Source organism: uncultured Algibacter sp., from assembly GCF_947495675.1.
In the GTDB taxonomy this organism is placed as follows: Bacteria; Bacteroidota; Bacteroidia; order Flavobacteriales; family Flavobacteriaceae; genus Algibacter_B.
This window is the reverse complement of the sequence record NZ_CANLZX010000005.1, coordinates 1-22,124: the sequence shown is the minus strand read 5'-3', so window position 1 is coordinate 22,124 and position 22,124 is coordinate 1. Positions and strand designations below refer to the sequence as shown.

The following is a 22,124-nucleotide window of genomic DNA, read 5'->3' as shown; positions in this document are numbered from 1 at the left end:
CTTTAGGCTTTAGAAACCTAGCAGGCAAAGAATTTGATTATTAAATTAATTCACTTTAAAAATAAAGGACTCCAATGGTTTAACATCTACCCTCAATAAAGCTTTTCCTTTAGTAACTTTTAAATTAGTTTTATAAACTTTATACAATTGATCTTCAATTACATAATCCCCATCTTTTAAGTGCCATTTTTCAATAATATCTTCAGGAATACTTAATTCAAAACCAAAGGTATTTTGGTCGTTAAAATTTGAAACAATAATTAGTTTCTCGTCATCACTCCAACGCACATATGATAGTACTTTATCATTATACCATTGTGTATTTTGTATATTATGTAAATGAATATCTTGATAATTTCCAGCTAAAGCAGAACTGTTAATTGTAAGGTTTAACACTCTTTTATAAAAATCTCTTAAATGCTTTTCTTCTTTTGTTAATTGGCCTCCATCAAACTGCTTATTATTAACCCAACGTTGATGAGCAGGAACACCTATATAATCAAAAATTGAAGTTCTTGTTGGTAAGCCAAACCCTGCATTTTCTGAGCCATCCTCCCCTACTTCTTGTCCAAAATAAATCATTGTTGGAGCTGTTGTTGAAGTTGCTGAAACGACCATTGCTGGTTTACCTTTTTCTGCATTACCGGCAAAAGCAGAACTTGCTAAACGTTGCTCATCATGGTTTTCAAGAAAATGCAACATGTGGTGTTCAATATCTTTTAACTCGTCAAGAATTGGAGGAATATGATCTGTTTTACCGGTTCCTTGCATAACACTTTTTATGGTATCATACAACTGTACTTTATCATATAAATAATCCATTTTTCCTTTCTTTATATAATCTCTATAAAGTGAAGGGTTATAAACTTCAGCCAATAAAAAAGCATCTGGATTTTTCATTTTGATGGATGAATTCATAAAACTCCAAAACTCAACAGGCACCATTTCTGCCATATCATAACGAAAACCATCAACCTGCATATCCAACCAATACAAAGCAATATCTCTAAACTTTAACCAAGAATTAGGCACCGTTTTATCTTTCCAAAAATTATAATGTGTTTTATAATCTTCATTCTCAAAACCGTCGGGAAGTTCGTCAAAATCCTTTTTACCTTCTGGTGAAATACCATAGTTAACTTTTACAGTTTCATACCAATCGTTCATATCTGGTTGTGATAACCTAGAACCGTTTCCAGTCCATTTTGCAGGCATTTCTGGAAACTCACCATCTTCAAGCGGGTGTTTTTCATTTCCTAAAGGCGAATAATCATTTTTCCAAACTGGTACTTTAAACGACTCATCTGGATTATAATAGAAGTTATTATTAACATTGTAAACGACAGATATATCATCATCTTCACCAAAATCCCTGACACCTTCTGGCTTTGAAATACTCTTATAATTTCGAGCCACATGGTTAGGAACAATATCAATAATTACTTTCAAACCAGCCTCATGTGTCCTTTTTATAAGTGCTTGAAATTCTTCTAATCTTTTTTCTACATTAACGGCTAAATCTGGATTTACATTATAATAATCCTTAACAGCATAAGGCGAACCTGCACGCCCTTTTACTACATCTGGATCATCATTTGAAATCCCGTATTTGCTATAATCTCTTATAACATCATGATGAGGCACTCCTGTATACCATATATGACTCACGCCTAAATCTTTAATTTCGTTTAAAGCTTTTATTGTAAAATCATTGAATTTACCAACACCATTTTCTTCTATAGTGCCCCAAGGTTTATTAGTTGTATTTGTATTACCAAACAATCTAGTAAAGACCTGATAAACCACGTATTTTTTCTTTGTTATTTTTACGCTATTATTATCACTTCGAATCTCCTTCTTCTCTTTCGTACAGCTTAATCCTGTTATCATTATTGCTATTAATATGTATGTTATTGATTTCATTTTAGTTTTTTTCTAATAGAAAACGTAAAGGTATATCCAATCTTTTATTCCATGAGTTTTCGGAATGATTTGTTCCTTGAAATTTTAAATTTTTAAAATTATTTTCGGAATACCCTTTTAATTTTAAAATTTTGGTAACGGTTGGTGCATACTCAGGGTAGTAAGCATCTAGGGTTTCGGTACCATAATCAAAATAAATTTTATGTGTTTCGGGATTTGGCAGATTGTCTTCCATGTATTTAAATATAGCTTTAGGAAGTGGATTATTTTCGATAGGGTTTGCTCCTGGCCAATGTGTAGACATGCATGCAGCACCCCCAAAAACTTCAGGGTATTCGCAAATAGCATACATACTCATTAACCCTCCCATGCTGGACCCCATAACAATTGTGTTTTCTATGTTTTTATATACCTCAAATTCAGAATCTATAATTGGTTTTAGTTCTTCTACTAAAAATTTCAGATAGTTATCGCCATTTAGTTTACTACTATGCTTTATATTATTTGATTGCTTATTAATAAGCTCCTTATCCTTCTCATTTAAAAACTCAAATGCCTTTTGTGGGAATAAATCTGACCAACGTTCTTCATTAATATTATGAATCGCAACAACGATAAAATCTTTTATTTTATTTTCATTCATTAGTTTTAGTGCCCACTCATCAACCTTCCATTCTTGTTTGTTCCAAGTAGTGGTAGAATCGAATAACATTTGCCCATCATGCATATATAAAACGGCGTGTTTTTTATTTTCAGAATAATTATCAGGCAACCATATATCTACTGGTCGGGGTTTTATATATTTTGAAGAAAAACTATCCAAACGCATTAATTTTCCGTTAGACAATTTTGCTTTATCTAATTTTTTAATAAAATAAGCTTTTTGCTCATCGAGCTTAAGTGTATTATCATTTTGCTTTCTATTATCCTTACAGGAAATGAAACCAAAATATAATATGGCAATAAAAAACAACTTTTTCATTTTAGTATTTATTTCAAATTTAGGATGCTGAAAAATTTTATTGTAGAAAATTGAATTAATTTAATTTAGTAGATAAAATGGTACTTCCTTTTTTATTTAGAGTAATATTATCTCCCCAGAAAAATTGATAGTCTGTAATAATATTTTTTACGGCCTTACCTTTTAATCCAATTTCTTTAAATTTTGATAAATCTAGCTCAACGGGTTTATCATTTTTATTCATAATATGCACCACGATTTCATCATTTAAAATTCTAAAAAGCACATAAACACCATTTTCTGGTGCAAAATGAATGGTTTCACCGTAATGAATGGCTTTGCTATTTTTCCTGTAATTTAGAAGTTTCTTTAAAAAGGTCTGCATATCCTTTTGCGCTTCACTTAAGCCTTCACCTGTAAAAGCATTAACAGTATCGCCATGCCAGCCTCCTGGGAAATCTGTACGGATTAAACCATGATCTCCTGGGTTATCAAAATCGTTCATTAAAATTTCGGTACCGTAATATATTTGTGGAATTCGAGGCAAAATAGAAACGTAACTCAAAGCCATCTTTGTATTTTCTATATCGCCTTTTAGCTGGGTAAAAATACGACTCATATCATGATTGTCTGGAAAAACCAGAAGGTCTTTAGGACTTGCATAATGAAAATCGTTTGCCAAACCTTGATAAATTTTAACTAGGCCTTTATCCCACTCTTCATGTTCATTTAGAGCTTCAACAATAAAATTTTGCATTGGGAAATCCATTGGCGATTTCAAATTAGACTTGTAGCCATCTCTATTATTGGCTCCATCTTGCCAATACCCAACCAAAAGCGGATTGTAACTCCACTCTTCTCCAACAATACTAAAATTTGGATATTCATTCATAATTTCACCAGCCCAACGACTCATAAAATGTTTGTCTGGATAAGGGTATGTATCTTGACGTATACCGCCTAAATTTGCTGTTTCAATCCACCAAATACTATTTTGTATTGTATAGTTTGCCATAAACGGATTGCGCTGATTTAAATCTGGCATAGAAGGCACAAACCACCCTTCCTTCATATTATTTTTGTCAATTTGAGAGGCATATATATCTTGATTTGTTGTGCGTCTATGATTTGTTGTTATACTTTTACTATTATCCCAATTATTTTTATTATTTACATAGTTTTCTTGGTGATTTACCCAATCTTTAAAAGGTAAATCTTTCATCCACCAATGTTCTAAACCACAATGATTTGCTACTTGATCCATAATAAGCTTCATCCCTTTTTCAGAAATTTTAGTAGATAAATTTTTATAATCTTCCAAAGTCCCAAAGCGAGGATCAATTTCATAAAAATCTGTCACAGCGTAACCATGATAAGAACCTTGAGGCATATTGTTAGTTAATAGAGGGCATGGCCAAACTGCAGTAAAACCCAAGTCTTCAATATAGTTTAAGTTATTAATTATACCCTGGATGTCTCCACCATGTCTAGCATAATTATCTTTTCTATTAATTGTTTTCTCATTAAGAGTAGTATCAATATCATTTTCTGGATTGCCATTAGCAAATCGATCTGGTGTAATTAAATAAATAGCATCACTACTATTAAAACCTACATAATCTTCAGAAGCTTTTTCTCTAGACTTTAATTGGTATGTATGAATTAAATCTTTTTCACCTTCTTGTTTAAAAACAATATTGAATTTTCCAGCTTTTGCTGTTTCTAAAATGGTTAAATCTATAAAAAGATAATTAGGACTATCTGCATGATGTACTTTGTCTATAAATACACCTGGATAAGAAATTTCTGGAGTGCTTTTAGAAATATTTGAATGATGAACCAAAAGCTGTAATGACTGATTTTTAAAACCAACCCACCAATTTAGAGGCTCAATTCTTGAAATATCATGACTTTCAACTATCGCTGATGCATCATCAGCCTCAATTAGATTCATGTTACTTTCTTTTTTACAAGATAAATTTAAAGCAAAAACACACACTAACCCAATCAAAAGTGATTGTTTTATTTTTTTTTGAATAATTAAACAAACAGTTTTCATAAATTCATCTTTTAATTAATTCCTATAATACTAATTGCAAAACCTCCTGCTGGAACTGATGAAATTGAAAGCTTTGATTTACTTGTTACTATTTTTGTTTTAATTGTATAAGCTTGCGGATTTGATTTATAATTCGCATCCTTAGCATCAGCATAAATAGTTGCTTTGTATTTTTTTCCTTTTTCAAGAAAATCCAACTTAATACTTGAAGTTCTAGCAAGGTTTCCATTAACATTACCTACAAACCAATTATTACTTCCTTTTTCTTTACGAGCAACTGTTATAAAATGCCCTGGTTCAGCTTCTAAGTACACACTTTCATCCCAGTCAATCGCAACATCTTTTATAAACTGAAATGCATCCATAAACTGCTCGTAATGCTCTGGTAAATCTGCCGCCATTTGCAACGGGCTATACATGGTAACATATAGTGCTAATTGATTGGCTATAGTACTATTAACATGAGAGTTGTTATTTGGGTTTAGTTTACTAATATCCATTTCAAAAATCCCAGGCGTATAATCCATTGGTCCTCCAATTAAACGTGTAAATGGCAATATGGTTACATGATTTGGTTTTGAACCACCAAAAGCCTGAAACTCGGTACCTCTTGCAGATTCATTCCCAATTAAATTTGGGTATGTTCTGCAAATTCCTGTTGGCCTTACTGCTTCATGAGCGTTTACCATAACCTGATAATCGGCAGCTTTTTCAATAGCATATTGATAGTGGTTTACAATCCATTGGCTGTAATGATGCTCTCCTCGTGGCAAAATATTACCTACATATCCACTTTTAACAGCATCATAACCATTGTCTTTCATGAATTGATAAGCTTTATCCATGTGGCGTTCATAATTTCTAGTAGAACCAGAAGTTTCATGATGCATAATCATTTTAACGCCTTTTGATTTTGCATAGTTGTGAATATCTTGAACATCAAAATCTGGATATGGCGTTACAAAATCAAATACATAATCTTTAGATTTTCCAAACCAATCTTCCCAACCTTCGTTCCAACCTTCAACTAAAACACCATCAAACCCATGCTTTGAAGCAAAATCGATATAGCGTTTTACCTTCGTAATATTTGCTGCATGCGTATCATTTGGTTTTACTTTAGAATAATCTGTAACTCCTAATTGAATTGCAGGTAAATCATCAGTATACGACCAAGAACTTTTACCGGTAATCATTTCCCACCAAACACCAATATATTTAACTGGTTTAATCCAAGAAGTATCTTCAATAGCACATGGTTCATTTAAATTCAATGTTATTCTTGACTCCAATATATCTCTGGCATCATCACTTACCATAATGGTTCTCCAAGGCGAATTACAAGGTGCTTGCATATACCCTTTATCACCATTAACATCGGGTGTTAAATGCGATTCGAAAACCAAATTTTCAACATCTAAATCTAAACTCATACATGAATAATCTATTAAAGCTGCCTCATGAATATTGATGTATAAACCCTTTGCCGTTTTCATCATTAACGCTGTTTGAACTCCTGTTTTTGAGAATTGTTCTTGAGAAGCATTTCCAGTAACAGCTTTATCAAATTTTGTACTTATTTCTGATAATTTAGACTCTGTATAATCATACTCTTGAGTATCATAATCTCCCGGAATCCAGAAAGCTGTATGATCGCCAGTCATTGCAAATTGCGATTTCTCTTCCTTAATTGTGAAATAAACTAAATTTTGTTGTGTTGGAAATTCATAACGAAACCCTAAACCTTCATTAAATAATCTGAAACGAATTAATACTATTCTATCCGTTTCATTTTGTTTTAAGCTTACAGCTAATTCGTTATAATGGTTTCTAATTTCTTTTTCTTCACCCCAAACTGGTTTCCATGTATTATTAAAAGTTGCATTTTTAGTGTCTATAATTTTAAAATCATCTAATAAAGATTTTTCATCTTCTTTTAATTCTAAACCTAAATGACTTTGTTTTATTACATCTTGGTTTTTGTATACCAATTCATAAGTTGGAACACCTTTTTCTTGCAATGAAAACACCATTGTTATCTCACCATTTGGTGACTTTAATTCTTGCGCACTAATGAGATTAAAGACTGATAAAAACAGGGTTATAATTAATATATTTAGAGATTTCATCTTTTAGGTTTTAATATAGATTAACTTACTGCACGTAACGAATCACTTTTAAGTAATACCGGTTTATTATTTACAAGTATTTCAAGGTCGCTGCCACTTAACAACTCGAAATTTGTTTTATTTTGAGCGATGTTTACTTTTAAAATGTGATTTCTAAAATTCACTTTAAACGAATAATCTTTCCATTGTTTTGGTATTTTTGGAGTGAATGAAAGAGTATTATCTTTAATTCTCATTCCACCAAAACCTTCAACAATACTCATCCAGGTTCCAGCCATTGAAGTGATGTGTAAACCTTCGTGAACTTCGTGATTGTAATCATCTAAATCTAATCTTGAGGTACGCAAATAGAAAGTATAAGCTTGTTCCATTCTATCCAATTTAGCGGCTTGAATACTGTGTACACATGGTGACAAAGAACTCTCATGCACGGTAAATGGCTCATAAAAATCAAAATGACGTTCTAATTCTTCATTAGAGAATTGATCTTCAAAAAAATAAAACCCTTGTAAAGTATCTGCCTGCTTAATGTATGGTGAACGTAAAATTCTATCCCAACTCCATTTTTGATTTATAGGTCTTTCAGACTTAGGCAAATCTTCAACAGAAATTAATTCTTTATCTAAAAATCCATCTTGTTGTAAAAACACTTTATGCTTTTCTGAATATGGAAAATAGATATTATCTGCAACGGTTTTCCATAGTGCTAATTCCTTTTCAGAGAGCTTTACTTTTTTAGCTATTCTTGAAAAATCTGAAGCGTATTCTAATTCTATCTTTTCAATTTGCTCTAAAGTATAATCGATACACCATTTAGCCAAATAGTTTGTATACCAATTATTATTAACGTTATTTTCGTATTCATTTGGCCCAGTAACACCAAGAATTACATATTGGTTTTTATCTGTTGAAAACGTAGCACGTTGTTGCCAAAATCGAGCAATACCAATTAATACTTCTAATCCTTTTTCTGGTATATAACTATAATCACCTGTATATCGATAGTAATTATAAATAGCAAATGCTATAGCGCCATTTCTGTGTATTTCCTCAAAGGTTATCTCCCACTCGTTATGACATTCTTCACCATTCATAGTAACCATTGGGTATAAAGCTGCTCCGTTTTTAAAACCTAGTTTTTCTGCATTTTCAATAGCTTTCTCTAGGTGGTTGTAACGATATTCTAACAACGTTCTAGCTACCTTTTGGTCTTTAGTTGCCATATAAAAAGGAATACAATATGCTTCGGTATCCCAATAGGTACTACCTCCATATTTTTCTCCGGTAAACCCTTTAGGACCAATATTTAATTTAGAATCTTTACCCAAATAAGTTTGATTTAATTGGAAAATATTAAAACGAATACCTTGTTGTGCTTTCACATCACCTTCAATAGTAATGTCTGCCATATCCCAAATAGTTGACCAAGCTTGTTTTTGGTCTTCAAGTAATTGATTAAAACCTTTTTTAGTTGCCGTTTTTAAAACTTGTTTGGCAATATTTACTATTTCAGATTTATTATGATTTCTATCAACTGTATAACCACCAAATTTATGTATACTATAAGTCTCGCCTTTTTTTACAGAGTATGCGTAACTAAAAGACACTTTATTTGAATCTGCTTTTATATTATGTTCTACCAAAATTGGCTTTCCTGAAATGTACACTTCAGACTCCATAAATGTACAAGTATGAAAGTCTGTTTTCATGGTTTTTGCCTGAATAAAAGCTTGATTGTTTAAATGACAAACATCTGTAGTATCCCAAAATTTATCATCCCAATTAGTATCTTCATTAGTAATACCAGAATCTAAATATGGTTGAAATATAATTTCGGCATCATTATTTAAAGGTTTTACTTCATAATTTATAGCGCCTATTTCATCTAAATCTAAACTTAAAAAACGCTTTATTTTTACTTCTACTTGAATATTATTTGGTAAGGTTGCAATAAAGTTTCTTGACAACCAACCCTCTTTCATATTAAGTTCGCGTTTAAAATTATCTACAGATTTACAAGTATTTAAATCTAAGTTTTCACCATTAACAATCACGTTAATTCCAATCCAATTTGGTGCATTTAATACCTTTGCAAAATATTCTGGGTAGCCATTTTTCCACCAACCTACGCGGGTTTTATCTGGGTAGTAAACCCCAGCAATATAGCTTCCTTGAAAGGTGTCGCCGGAGTATGCTTCTTCAAAATTAGCACGTTGCCCCATAGCACCGTTTCCTATGCTAAATAAACTTTCTGAAGATTTAATGCGACTTGCATCAAACCCTTCTTCTATGATGGACCAATTATCTGGTTTTATATAATCCTGGTTCATTATGATTCTATATTTTTTCTGAAATAACCTCTGTGAAAAAATTATTAGGAATTTCAGTTAAATTATTAAAATTAAAATCGGCTTCATGTAGTGTTTTTTCATCACCAATTCCGACTGATATCATGTTTGCAGCATTTGCAGCTTCAACACCTGCAATGGCATCTTCAAAAACAACGCAATGTTCTGGTTGTAAATTCAATTTTTTAACTCCAATTAAAAAAACTTCTGGATCTGGCTTGGCTTTAGTTACACTATTACCATCAACAATACCAGCAAACCTATCTAATAGATTAACTTGTTTTAAGATTAATGGTGCATTTTTACTTGCAGAACCTAATACATATTTAATACCTAAATCATCTAAAGTATTTAATAGCTCTTTGGCTCCGGGTAAAATTTCTTCTGGCCCCATTTTGTTTATATACTGCAAGTAATGCTCGTTTTTACTAATTAAAAACTCTTGTTTTTTTTCATCAGAAAGTTTTATGTTCCCGATGTCTAAAAGAATTTCTAAAGACCTTACACGGCTAACACCCTTTAAAAGTTCGTTATGTGTTTCGGTAAACTCGAAACCTAAATGATCTGCAAGGTCTTTCCATGCTAAAAAATGATATTTGGCGGTGTCAACTATAACACCATCTAAATCGAATATGACTCCTATTTTGTTCATTATTTTAATTGATATGAAATTGCTGATTTGTTAGTAATTAAGAAATTACATAGTCCTGCAATTATTAAACTTCCGCCTGCTACTAACATGGCATTAATAGCTTCTTCTCCTATAAGACCAGAGATATAATTAATACCTCCTAAAGCCGCTATAATTTGAGGGATTACAATAAACATGTTAAAAATCCCCATAAACATGCCCATTTTTGTAGGATCAACAGAGCTTGATAACATAGCATACGGCATAGATAAAATACTTCCCCAAGCTATTCCTACTAGCATAAAACAGTATTTTAAATTTTCTGGACTTTCAATTAAATACATTCCAATAAACCCTAAGCCTCCTAAAATTAGAGACCCCATGTGAACGTATTTTCTATTTATATTCTTTTTTGAAGTGTAAAACGTTAATAACAATGCAAACGCCATTGATGATAACCCGTAAACTCCCATAGCCGAACCAACAAGGTTTGATGCCTTTTGAAATGATGTATTAGCAACATTAAAAGCCTCTTTTTGTAAAGGAATATCCATGTTGTAATTTGCTTCAATTGGTGCTGGTGCATTAAACACATGTTCTGTTAAAGCTGGGTTTGCTAAACTCCACATGGTGAAAAAGGCAAACCAAGAAAAGAATTGAATGATACCAAGCTTTTTCATGGTTTTAGGCATATTCCCTATATTGTTTACAATATCTGGTATAAACTGATTCTTTTTTTGCTTTTCTTTTTCAAATGCCTCCATATCTTCTGGAGGGTATTCTGTAGTTGTAAAAATGGTATATAAAACACTAATAAGAAAAACAAAACCACCAATTGCGAAAGCCACTTTCACAGACATTGGCACAACACCTTGAGGTGCAGAATCGCTAACTCCCAATTGCGAAATTAACCATGGGAGGTTACTTGCAATCCAAGTACCAATTCCTATAATTAAAGTTTGAACTACAAATCCATAAGACCGTTGAGACTCTGGTAATTTATCTGCAACTAAAGCTCTAAAGGGTTCCATTGAAATATTTATAGAAGCATCGAGAATCCATAAAAACCCTGCTGCCATCCATAAAGCCGAAGAGTGAGGCACAAAAAACAAAGCAATCGAGCTTAAAACAGCTCCAATTAAAAAGTATGGTCGTCTCCTCCCTAACTTAGGATGCCAAGTTCTATCGCTTAAATAACCAATAATTGGTTGTACAAGCAATCCTGTTAAAGGAGCTGCAATCCATAACAATGGGATATCGTCATGACCTGCTCCTAACGTTTGAAAAATTCGAGACATAAAGCCTCCTTGAAGTGCGAATCCGAATTGTATTCCTAGAAATCCGAAACTCATGTTCCAAATTTGCCAGAAACTTAATCTGCGCTTTTCCATTAAATAGTATGTTTAAATGAATACTATTTGATAAGCGGTTATAAAAACAAATTTAGCTTTGAACTAAATATGTTTTACTTATCAAAACTTACGTGAGAAGTGAAAATATAAGTTTTGATTTCGAATCAAAGATATAAAAGAATTTTGAATTTCCTAATTGCCAATTTTGGTTACGAAACTATTTAGTAGATTCTCTTTCGATAATTTCGGTCTCAATTACCATCTTAATAAAGTCTCTTTTTTTCTCGTTATTTGTAAAGTATTGCTCAGTCTCACTATCTTCAGCCTCCAATCTATCTATGAGTAAATTTGCTGATTGTTCCCCTATTTTCTGACCATGTTGACTTACCGTTGTTAAACTTGGTGTGGCATGTTTTGAAAGTACACCATCAGTAAACCCTATAACTTGTAGATCGTCTGGTATTTTTAACCCCAATTTTCTCGCAACTTTCATTGCTGAAACGGCATAAAGCTCATTAACAGCAAACACTCCATCTATATTAGGATTAGACTTAAAAAACTGAGCTATTTCGATCTCTAAAACATCAAGATTGTTCTCTACATCTAAACTATCATCAATTTTAAGTATTAAATTAGAATCTGGTATAATCCCATTGTTTTGTAAAGCTTCTAAATAACCCTGAGTTCTTAATTTCCCTACACTTACATAATCCATAGTGGTAATTAATGCAATATTTTTGCATCCGTTTTCTAAGAGTTTATTTACGGCTTTTACTGCACCATTAAAATCATCAACTATAACTTTATCACAATCCACTTCGTTCACCACCCTATCAAACATCACAATAGGAATACCTTGATTTATTGTAGCATTAAAATGATGATAATCTTGCTTTAATAAAGTTTCTTTTGAGATAGAAAGCACAAACCCATCAATACTACCATTAGCGAGCATTTCCATGTTAATAATTTCTTTTGTAAAAGACTCGTTTGATAACCCAACAATAACATTATATCCACGACGATTGGCTACTCGTTCTATACCGCGAATAACGGTCGAAAAAAAGTGATGTACAATCTCTGGAATTAAAATCCCAATGGTCTTAGTTTTTCTGTTTTTTAAACTAAGCGCAATGTTATTTGGTTTGTAATTATAAAGTTTTGCAAACGCTTGAATTTTTTGAGTAGTGTCCTCACTAATTTCTTTGCTATTACTTAAAGCTTTTGAAACTGTTGAAACAGAGACATCTAGTTCTTTTGCAATTTGCTTTAATGTTATCTTTCTTTTCATACTCTAAATTAGTAATAATTCATATGATTTTGTAAATATATAAGATTATTTAAACAAAACAGTTATTATGGTTTTATCAAAATAAGGTATATATTTTGAAAAGTTGTTAACACGAAAACGTTTTCGTTAAATATTTCGTAATACTTATTTACTTGTTTACAATTTCTTTACATAGCTTTGATATCGAGAAGTGAAAATATAACTAAATTAAAATGACTTATTAACTAAACTAATTTGTATGAAGACAATTTTTAATAGTTTACTGTTTTTTCTGTTTTTGGCTCCCGTCCACATATTTGGGCAAACACCACTTACAGGAACGGTAACAGAACAATCCACTTCAATTCCACTCCCAGGAGTTAATGTTGTTGTTAAAGGAACCAGTACTGGTACCGCAACAGACTTTGATGGAAATTACCGTATTGAAGCAAATAATGGAGACGTTATTGTATTTTCCTATATTGGATACCAATCGCAAGAAGTTATCTACTCAGGGCAATCAAAATTAAACATTCAATTAACCGAAGATACTTCTCAATTAGATGAGATTGTTATTATTGGTTATGGTAGTGTTAAAAAAGAAGACCTAACTGGTGCTGTTGATGTTATTTCGTCTAAAGACTTTAACCAAGGTGCTGTTGTCTCTCCAGATCAATTACTACAAGGTAAAGCTGCAGGTGTTAGAATTACTAGTGCTGGTGGACAACCAGATGCCGCTCCAAATATTAGAATTAGAGGTGGATCATCGCTTTCTGGTAATAACGCGCCATTAATTGTTATTGACGGTGTACCATTAGATAATGGTGGTGTTGCTGGTGTAGGTAACCCTTTAAGTTTAATAAACCCAAATGATATTGAAAGTTTTAGTGTACTAAAAGATGCTTCTGCAACTGCTATTTACGGTTCGCGTGCTTCTAATGGTGTACTTATTATTACTACTAAAAAAGGAACTTCTGGAGAAGCTAAATTTAATTTCTCTGCAAGAACATCTTTAAGCAATGTGAGCTCAAGAGACCAGATTCAAGTTATGAATGGTGATGAGTTTGTATCATTCGCACAAACATACTTTCCAGAAAACATAGAAGCTTTAGGTGTACCTGTTGGAAGTGTAGATACTAATCAATCTGTTTCACAAATTATTAGCACACCAAGTGGTGATAGAGCTATTTATAATACAGATTGGCAAGATGTTATATACAGAACAGCTGTGACTAAAGATTACAACTTTGGTGTAAGAGCTAATTTATTGAAAAAAATTCCTTTTAGAGCTTCTATTGGTTATAATGAAACCGAAGGTGTTGTAAGAACTAATGATTACGAAAGAATTACAGCATCGTTAAGATTAACGCCTAAGTTTTTTGACGATCACTTAAAAGTAGATATTAATGCTAAAGGAACTGTTGTAGATAAAAACTCTATTGATGATGGTGCTGCTTTAGGTGGAGCTATCTCCATGGATCCTACAAAACCAATTTATGATGCAAATTCAATTTTTGGTGGTTTCTATCAGCAATTACAAGCATCAGACAATCCTAACGACCCAAATGCAAAAATTGGAGCAGGAAATCCTTTAGGTGTATTACTTCAAAGAACACGCCCAGAAAAAGTAAATCGTATACTTGGTAATATAGAACTAGATTATAAGATGCACTTTTTACCAGAATTACGCGCTATTGTGAATTTAGGTTTAGAAGCTTCTAGAGCAGAGATTACTGAAAATTTCGCCGAAAATGCTATCAATGCATATACGTTAGTTCCTGATACCAATGTTCCTGCTGGGACATATATTTTTAATCCAGGAAAAAGCTTTGGTGAAAACCAACATATTACTAATGTTACTATGGAATCTTACTTAGCTTATAGAAAAGAATTTGAAGAATCTTTTATCAATAACTTTGATGTACAAGCAGGTTATTCTTACCAAAATTTTAAAAATGATGGTATTAAAGATGAATACCAAAACGACCCAGTAACTGGCCAAAGAGTAATTAATTTCGACCCTTTAAATCCTAATAACAGATATTTTAACGAGCTAAACCTTCAATCTTTCTTTGGTAGAGCAAATATTAATCTAAACAACAAATATCTTGTTACAGCATCTTTAAGAGCAGATGGATCATCATTCTTTACAGAAGATAATCGTTGGGGTTATTTTCCTTCTGCTGCTTTAGCTTGGAAGGTTAAAGAGGAAAGTTTCTTAAAAGATATAAACTTTGTTAACGATTTTAAGTTAAGATTTGGATGGGGTGAAACGGGACAACAAGATATATCTGGGCAAGTTGGTTTTTATCCATCTATTCCATTATTTGAAATAGGTTCTCCACAAAGTCAATACATAACAGGTGTTAATTTATATAACGCTAAAGAATTTAACCCAGATTTAACTTGGGAAAAAACAACCACTTATAATGCGGGTGTTGATTTTGATTTCTTTACAAACAGTTTCCTTTCTGGTTCTTTTGATATCTTTAAAAGAGAAACCACAGATTTATTAGTTCTAACAAATGTACCACCAGGACAAGCATTAAGTGATCAGGTTATTCAAAATGTGGGCTCAACAGAAAGTAAAGGTTTTGAATTAAACTTAAACTTAAACCCTATACAAAATGAAGTTTTCAATCTATCTTTTAACGGTAACCTTTCATATAATATTACCGAAGTAACAGATTTAAAAGGTGCAGAACAAATTAATGCAGAAGATGGTGGCTTAGCCATAGGAACAGGAAATATCCTTCTAAGACATGCTTTAGGCGAACAAGCAGGTTCTGCTTGGGTGTTAAAACAAGTTTATGATACAGCTGGAGACCCAATTCTAGGATCTTTTGTAGATTTAAATGATGATGGTAGAATTACTGAAGCTGACAGATACTATAGAGCTATACAACCTAACTGGACTTTTGGTTTTGGTTTTAATATGAACTACAAAAACTGGGATTTAAGTGCTAGCTTTAGAGGCCAGTTAGATGGTGAAATTTATAACTCAAGACGTTTAACTCATGGTGCTGTAGAAAATGCACTATCTTTAGATGGCAATTCGTTTAACAACACATTAAATTTCTTTACTGGTGAAGCAAATCCAGTATTTACAGATATTGTCGATCCTGTTCAATATTCAGATTACTTTATTGAAGGTGCTTCATTCTTAAGATGCGAAAATATTGTACTTGGCCATACGTTAAGTAATGTTATAAAAAATGCAACGCTTAAAATATATGGTGCTGTTAACAATCCTTTCTTAATTACAAATTATTCGGGACAAGATCCAGAAAATTTCACAGGGATTGATAACGACTTCTATCCTAGAGCAACAGTTTATAATTTAGGTATTAATGTTGATTTTTAAACTATGAAAATTATGAAAAATAAAACTTTAAAATTACTATTTGGTTTAGTAGTAATCTTCACTGTTAACATAAGTTGCACAGATGATTTAAACACAAAACCAATTATTGAATTATCTCTTGATGAGCTTCTAGCTCAAGACCCACAAGCAGTTGAGGGCATATTATCAAGACTTTACGGTTCTTTTGCACTTTCTGGAGCAGATGGCCCTGGTAGTTCAGATATTAGTGACGATGCTGGTGAATCACCTTTTTTAAGAGGTATTGTTAACCTTCAGGATTTCGCTGCAGATGCTATGAAAAATAGATGGGGTGATAATGGTCTTGATCAATTAACTACTACTACAGACTGGACACCTGAGAACAAATTCTTTAGATATTTATACAATAGAATTTTCTTTACAATCCCTCAATGTAATAACTTACTTTCTATTCTACCTAATGTAGATTTAGAAAACAAAGAAGGTATTAATTCTGAAGTACGTTTTATTAGAGCTTTAGCAAACTATTATCTTATAGATGTATTCGGAAAAGGAGTTTTAGCTACTGAAGACACTTTTGGTCAAACAGAATCTTTACCTGAAGCATCACGACAAGAATTGTTTGACTTTGTTGAATCTGAATTATTAGCTATAGAACCTTTATTACCAGAAACAAATACTTATGGTAGAGCAACCAAAGGTGCTGCACAAATGTTATTAGCAAAATTATATTTAAATGCCGAAGTGTATACAGGAACTCCTAGATATGGTGAAGCAGCGACTTATGCTAATAAAGTAATTACAGAAGGCCCTTATTCATTAGCAACAGATTTCGTGAGTATATTTTCAGCAGATAATGATTCGTCTACAGAAATTATATTTCCATTAATTGCTGATGCACAAGTAAGTCAAAGTTACGGAAACACTACTTACATAGTTAATGGAAGCTTAAACGCAGATACAACGCCTTTAGCTCAATTTGGAGCTACTGAAGGTTGGGGTGGTCACAGATCGAGCAAAGCTTGGTATGGTTTATTTGGTGATTTAGGAACTACATCAGACGAAAGAGCAAAATTATTTTGGACTGAAGGTCACAATTACGAAATGGAAGACTATAAAGAATGGACTGATGGTTATCCTTCTATCAAATTTAGAAATACTAACTTAACAGGAACTTCTTTACCTTCAAGTTTTTCTCCAACAGACTTTCCTTTATTTAGACTAGCCGATGCTTACTTAATGTATGCTGAATGTGCTGTTAGAGGTGCTGCAGGTGCAGATATGGGAACTGCTGTAACTTATGTAAATAATGTTCGTACAAGATCAAAAGCTAGCCCTATAACACAAACAGATTTAACTGAGCAATTTATAATTGATGAACGTGGAAGAGAATTAAACCTAGAAGGTCACAGACGTACAGATTTAATACGATTTGGAATGTTTACAGGAAACAAATATTTATGGCCATGGAAAGGTGGTGTAAAAGATGGCACATCAATTCCAGCCACTTATAAATTATATCCAATTCCTTCTTCTGCATTACAAGCTAACCCAAATTTAACTCAAAACCCAGGATTCTAAAAAACTAAATATAAACGATTATGAAAAATATAAAACTTTTATCACTCTTATTAATTGCATTCATAGGCTTTACTGCCTGTGATCAAGATGATGATTTAGTATTCACCGCTCAAGCACCTGTTGAAGGCATCATGTTCTCTAATTCTTTTTTAGAGGAGTATGTACTAACGGTTGCAGCTTCAAACAATTTGGGTGAACGCTTTACTTGGCAAGATGCTAACTTTGGCGTACCAACAAATGTAACTTACGAATTGGAAAATTCAATATTAGGGGATTTTACAGACGCAAAACAAGTTGGAACTACAGGAGGAAATGAACTTGCTGTAACTATTGGAAAAATGCTTGAATTTGCTACAGAAGCTGGTTTAGATAATGACCCTAATACAGATTTACCAAATACAGGAACACTTTACTTTAGAGTAAAAGGATTTGTTGGAACTGAAGGCTTACCAACATATTCTGCAATACAAGAACTTACAGTAGTTTTACCTGAAATAGTAGAAGGTGGTGGTGCTTTTGAAGTTGCTTCTTGGGGTGTAGTTGGTTCTGGTTATAATAACTGGGGCGCATTTGCTGATGCTAAATTTTACACTACAGCTGTGCCTGGTGTCATTGTTTCTTATGTAAACTTAGTAGATGGTGAAATTAAATTTAGAGAAAATAACGAATGGGGTGGTGATTTAGGTGATGCTGATTTAGATGGTGTATTAGATGCAGACCCAGATAACAATATTGCTGTTACTGCTGGAGATTACAAAATTACTATCGATACTAACGATAACTCTTATACAATTGAGCCATATTCATGGGGTGTTGTAGGATCTGGATATAACGATTGGGGTGCAACTCCTGATGCAAAATTCTACTATGATTATACAACCGATACTTTTAAAGTTGGTGTTCAATTATTAGACGGCGAAATTAAATTCCGTATGAATAATGCTTGGGATGTTAATTTTGGTGATGCAACTCTTGATGGTGTTTTAGATACTGATGCTGATAATAATATTGCATCAACTGCCGGACACTATTTAATAACTATAAACCTAAATGACAATTCTTACACTATTGAAGAAGCAACCGTTTGGGGTGCTGTAGGGTCTGGTTACAATGATTGGGGAGCAACACCTGATGGAAGCTTAACAGAAATTCAACCTGGCGTGTTTTATGCTGAAAATCTTACTATGGTTGATGGCGAAATTAAATTCCGTATGAATAATGATTGGGGTGGTGATTATGGAGATGCAAATCTTGATAATATTCTAGATCAAGATGCTGATAACAATATTGCTGTTACTGCTGGAAACTATGTAGTTTCTATAGATTTTAATGATGCTGCTGGACCTGTTTATTACTTAGGTTCAAGGTAAGCTCTTATAAAAAAGATATAAACTAATTAAAAGGGGTTGCAAGTTAGGTGCTGTAACCCCTTTTTTTATAAAACTTAATGCTATGAAGAAACTAATACTTATTTTTTTATTATTTACTAATTGGTGTTTCGCGCAACAACAAAACGTTACTTATTCTGTAACACCCTCTCCTTTTGAAGAAAGTGATAATATTACCATTACAATTCAAGGTAGTAGTGTTAACGAAGTAACTTGGGACATTACTGGTAATGCTCTTTACTTATGGGCTTGGTCTTATGATACTAATTTAACCGCACAACAAGATTGCCCAACTAATGGCTCTTGGGACAACTCAAGCGAAACAAATAGATTCACTTATAATAGTGGTTCAGATACTTATACAATTTCTTTTACACCAACCTCATTTTTCTCAAGAACTGGGATTGGAAGAATTGGCTTTTTAATAAAAGCTAAAGATGGTTCAGGCGATAAAAAATCTCAAGATATATTAGAAGATGTTGGAGCTTTTCAGTTATCATTAAGCACACCTACCAATACCACAACCATTTTAAATTCTGGAAGTAATCTTAGCATTTCAGCATCAAATACTGGTGGCAATGCAGATTACGTATTAAAAGTCGATGGCAGTACCATTAACTCACAATCTGGTGTTACTTCTTATTCATATACAGATACAAATATTACTACAAATAAAAATTACACACTTGAAGCTACTGTTGCTGGTACAACAAAAACCAAATCATTTTCGGTTATTGTAGATCCAGGTTCGAATTTTAGTGTTATGCCACAAACGTATTTAGATGGTATTACCTATGATGATAACGACCCAACTACGGCAACTTTAGTACTTTATGCTACAGGCAAAGATTTTGTTTATGTAGCAGGTAGTTTTAATAACTGGCAACCAGATACTAGTTATGCTATGAAACGCGACCCTTCAAGAAATAACAAATTCTGGATAACATTAACAGGATTAACGCCAGGACAAATTGAAACCTACCAATATTGGGTTGTAGATAAAACACCATTAGCAAATTCACCGGCACTAGTTAAAACAGCAGATCCTTATTCTACTTTAGTTTTATCACCTTTTGATGATCCATATATTCCAGCATCAACATATCCAAGCTTACCGGCTTATCCTGCTGGTCAAGAACGTGAGGTTACTGTATTACAAACTGGAAAAACACCATATAATTGGCAGGTTACTAATTTCAATAAACCTAAAAAAGAAGATTTAGTAATTTATGAAGTTTTAATTCGTGATTTTAATGCCGATAGAAACTTTCAAGATATTATTGATAAAATAGACTACTTTAAAAACTTAAATATTAATGCTATTGAACTAATGCCTGTAATGGAGTTTGAAGGCAATGAGAGTTGGGGTTATAACACTTCATTTCACATGGCTTTGGATAAGTTTTACGGAACCGAAGATAAATTTAAAGAACTAGTAGATGTTTGTCACCAAAATGGTATTGCAGTAATTCTAGATGTAGCATTAAACCATGCATTTGGTAGAAACCCAATGGTTCGCATGTGGATGAACGATTCAGATAACGATGGATGGGGAGAACCAAGTTCAGAAAACCCTTATTTTAACGAAACCGCAAAACACACCTATAGTGTTGGCTCGGATTTCGACCATTCAAATTCTTTTACAAAAGTTTACACAAAACGTGTTGTAAAACATTGGATAGAAGAGTTTAATATTGATGGTTTCCGTTGGGATTTAACCAAAGGATTCACACAAAATTGTTCTTCTGGTGATGAAGGATGTACAAATAGCTTTCAACAAGACCGTGTTGATATTTTAAAAGATTATGCCGATTACTCTTGGAGTTTAGATGAAACTCATTATGTTATATTTGAGCATTTGGGTGGAGATACTGAAGAAAAACAATGGGCTAATTACAGACTTGGAGACGCTATTCCTAAAGGTATTATGATGTGGAGCGAAATGTGGACACCATATAAAAACCTTGCTCAAGGCCAATCTAGTGATATAAATTTTGACAGAATGGGCCATACGGCTCATGGTTTTACTGAAAAGCGAACACTTGGTTACCCAGAAAGTCATGATAAAGACAGAATCATGTATGAAATGATGGAGTTTGGAAATAGTGGTTCGGGATTTGAATTGAATACTGCTTTAGAAAGAATGTCTGCTTTAGGAGCTGTAACACTTACTGTTCCTGGACCAAAAATGGTTTGGCATTTTGCAGATTTAGGCATGGAAAACTCTATTTGGATGTGCTCAAACGGAGCCGTTAATTCAGATTATGATGGCAACGGAGATGGTGATTGTAAACTAGACACAAAACCCCAACCACAATGGGTAAATAACTGGTTAAGTGATACTAATAGAAGCCAAATTTATAATGATTGGGCAAGGTTAAATTCTTTAAAAATTAATGAAGCTGTTTTTGAAGGAGATTACAATATTACTTCTGGCACGCAAACCCCTAGAATAAGTATTTATACAGGTGATGAAAACGCTTCTGGTACCGAATTAAAAAATGTTATTGTACTAGCAAATTTTTCAGTTACTACACAATCTGTAAATCCTAACTTCCCTTATTCTGGAGATTGGTATGATTTAATGGATAATTCAGGAACAACTACTATTGATGGTGCTATATCATCTATAAACCTAGCTCCTGGTGAATTTAAAGTTTATGGAAATAAAGCATCAACATTAACAACAAATAAGGTTGATAAACAATCTGGCTTAAAAGTATTTCCTAATCCTACAAAAAATTCATTTAAAATAAATAAAAACATAGAAGTTTTAAATATTTATTCTATAACTGGAAAATTGGTAAAAACTTTTAAAGGTGATTTCCAAAAAGGATTTGAATTCAACATATCAAACCTAAATCAAAGCATTTACTTAGTTAAAGTGACTAACGATTTAGGTGAAGTAAACACTATAAAACTTATAAAAATATAGTCTTGTAGTTTGTTTAATAAAAAAGCTTCTCATATTCCATATTGGAATTGAGAAGCTTTTTAACTTTTATAAAATGATAGTATTTTAACTATTTCCTTTTTTATAATCTGCTAAAAATTTAGCTAACCCAATATCTGTTAAAGGGTGTTTTAATAATCCTTTAATAGCCGATAAAGGACCTGTCATAACATCACTTCCTAATTT

The 22,124-nt window shown here is 32.6% G+C and carries 12 protein-coding genes and 1 pseudogene; 4 read left to right on the top strand and 9 right to left on the bottom strand.

Annotated elements, in window-relative coordinates; translation table 11 throughout:
• Positions 1-45 precede the first annotated feature (45 nt).
• From Q0842_RS04980 to Q0842_RS04945, 8 genes are all read right to left on the bottom strand, one after another.
• Positions 46-1,923: an alpha-amylase family glycosyl hydrolase gene (locus tag Q0842_RS04980; protein ID WP_298494984.1), complete on the bottom strand. Its 1,878-nt coding sequence runs from the start codon at positions 1,921-1,923 to the stop codon at positions 46-48.
• Between the two features lies 1 nt (position 1,924).
• A complete protein-coding gene (locus tag Q0842_RS04975; RefSeq protein ID WP_298494981.1) occupies positions 1,925-2,905 on the bottom strand; it encodes an alpha/beta hydrolase-fold protein in 981 nt (326 codons plus the stop codon).
• Between the two features lie 55 nt (positions 2,906-2,960).
• Positions 2,961-4,838, bottom strand: coding sequence for a glycoside hydrolase family 13 protein (locus tag Q0842_RS04970; protein ID WP_298494979.1), 1,878 nt, complete (start codon positions 4,836-4,838; stop codon positions 2,961-2,963).
• 116 nt (positions 4,839-4,954) lie between these two features.
• On the bottom strand, positions 4,955-7,072 hold the full coding sequence (locus Q0842_RS04965; RefSeq protein ID WP_298494977.1) for a glycoside hydrolase family 97 protein: 2,118 nt from the start codon (positions 7,070-7,072) through the stop codon (positions 4,955-4,957).
• Positions 7,073-7,092: 20 nt separating this feature from the next.
• A complete protein-coding gene (locus Q0842_RS04960; protein WP_298494974.1) occupies positions 7,093-9,402 on the bottom strand; it encodes a glycoside hydrolase family 65 protein in 2,310 nt (769 codons plus the stop codon).
• A gap of 7 nt (positions 9,403-9,409) precedes the next feature.
• Positions 9,410-10,072 (bottom strand): beta-phosphoglucomutase, encoded by a 663-nt coding sequence (gene pgmB, locus Q0842_RS04955; RefSeq protein WP_298494972.1) that lies wholly within the window; start codon positions 10,070-10,072, stop codon positions 9,410-9,412.
• Entirely contained in the window at positions 10,072-11,442 is a 1,371-nt protein-coding gene (locus Q0842_RS04950; RefSeq protein WP_298494970.1) for an MFS transporter, read from the bottom strand. The genes pgmB and Q0842_RS04950 overlap by 1 nt, the downstream gene beginning before the upstream one ends.
• Before the next feature lie 178 nt (positions 11,443-11,620).
• On the bottom strand, positions 11,621-12,694 hold the full coding sequence (locus Q0842_RS04945; protein ID WP_298494968.1) for a LacI family DNA-binding transcriptional regulator: 1,074 nt from the start codon (positions 12,692-12,694) through the stop codon (positions 11,621-11,623).
• Between the two features lie 238 nt (positions 12,695-12,932).
• Here Q0842_RS04945 and Q0842_RS04940 point away from each other — a divergent pair, with 238 nt between their 5' ends.
• The 4 genes from Q0842_RS04940 (at position 12,933) to Q0842_RS04925 (ending at position 21,920) form a co-directional block, all read left to right on the top strand.
• Positions 12,933-16,037, top strand: coding sequence for a TonB-dependent receptor (locus Q0842_RS04940; protein WP_298494966.1), 3,105 nt, complete (start codon positions 12,933-12,935; stop codon positions 16,035-16,037).
• A 12-nt stretch (positions 16,038-16,049) separates the two neighbouring features.
• The gene (locus Q0842_RS04935) at positions 16,050-17,597 is read left to right on the top strand and encodes a RagB/SusD family nutrient uptake outer membrane protein (RefSeq protein WP_298494964.1); all 1,548 of its coding nucleotides are present in this window, start codon (positions 16,050-16,052) and stop codon (positions 17,595-17,597) included.
• A gap of 20 nt (positions 17,598-17,617) precedes the next feature.
• The gene (locus Q0842_RS04930) at positions 17,618-18,967 is read left to right on the top strand and encodes a SusE domain-containing protein (protein WP_298494962.1); all 1,350 of its coding nucleotides are present in this window, start codon (positions 17,618-17,620) and stop codon (positions 18,965-18,967) included.
• 82 nt (positions 18,968-19,049) lie between these two features.
• Positions 19,050-21,920 carry an alpha-amylase family glycosyl hydrolase gene (locus tag Q0842_RS04925; protein WP_298494960.1) on the top strand — a complete coding sequence of 957 codons (2,871 nt, stop codon included), beginning with the start codon at positions 19,050-19,052 and terminating at the stop codon, positions 21,918-21,920.
• A gap of 84 nt (positions 21,921-22,004) precedes the next feature.
• On the opposite strand, the pseudogene Q0842_RS04920 reads toward Q0842_RS04925, so the two are convergent.
• Positions 22,005-22,124: pseudogene (locus tag Q0842_RS04920) on the bottom strand (fructose-6-phosphate aldolase); the annotation flags it as partial.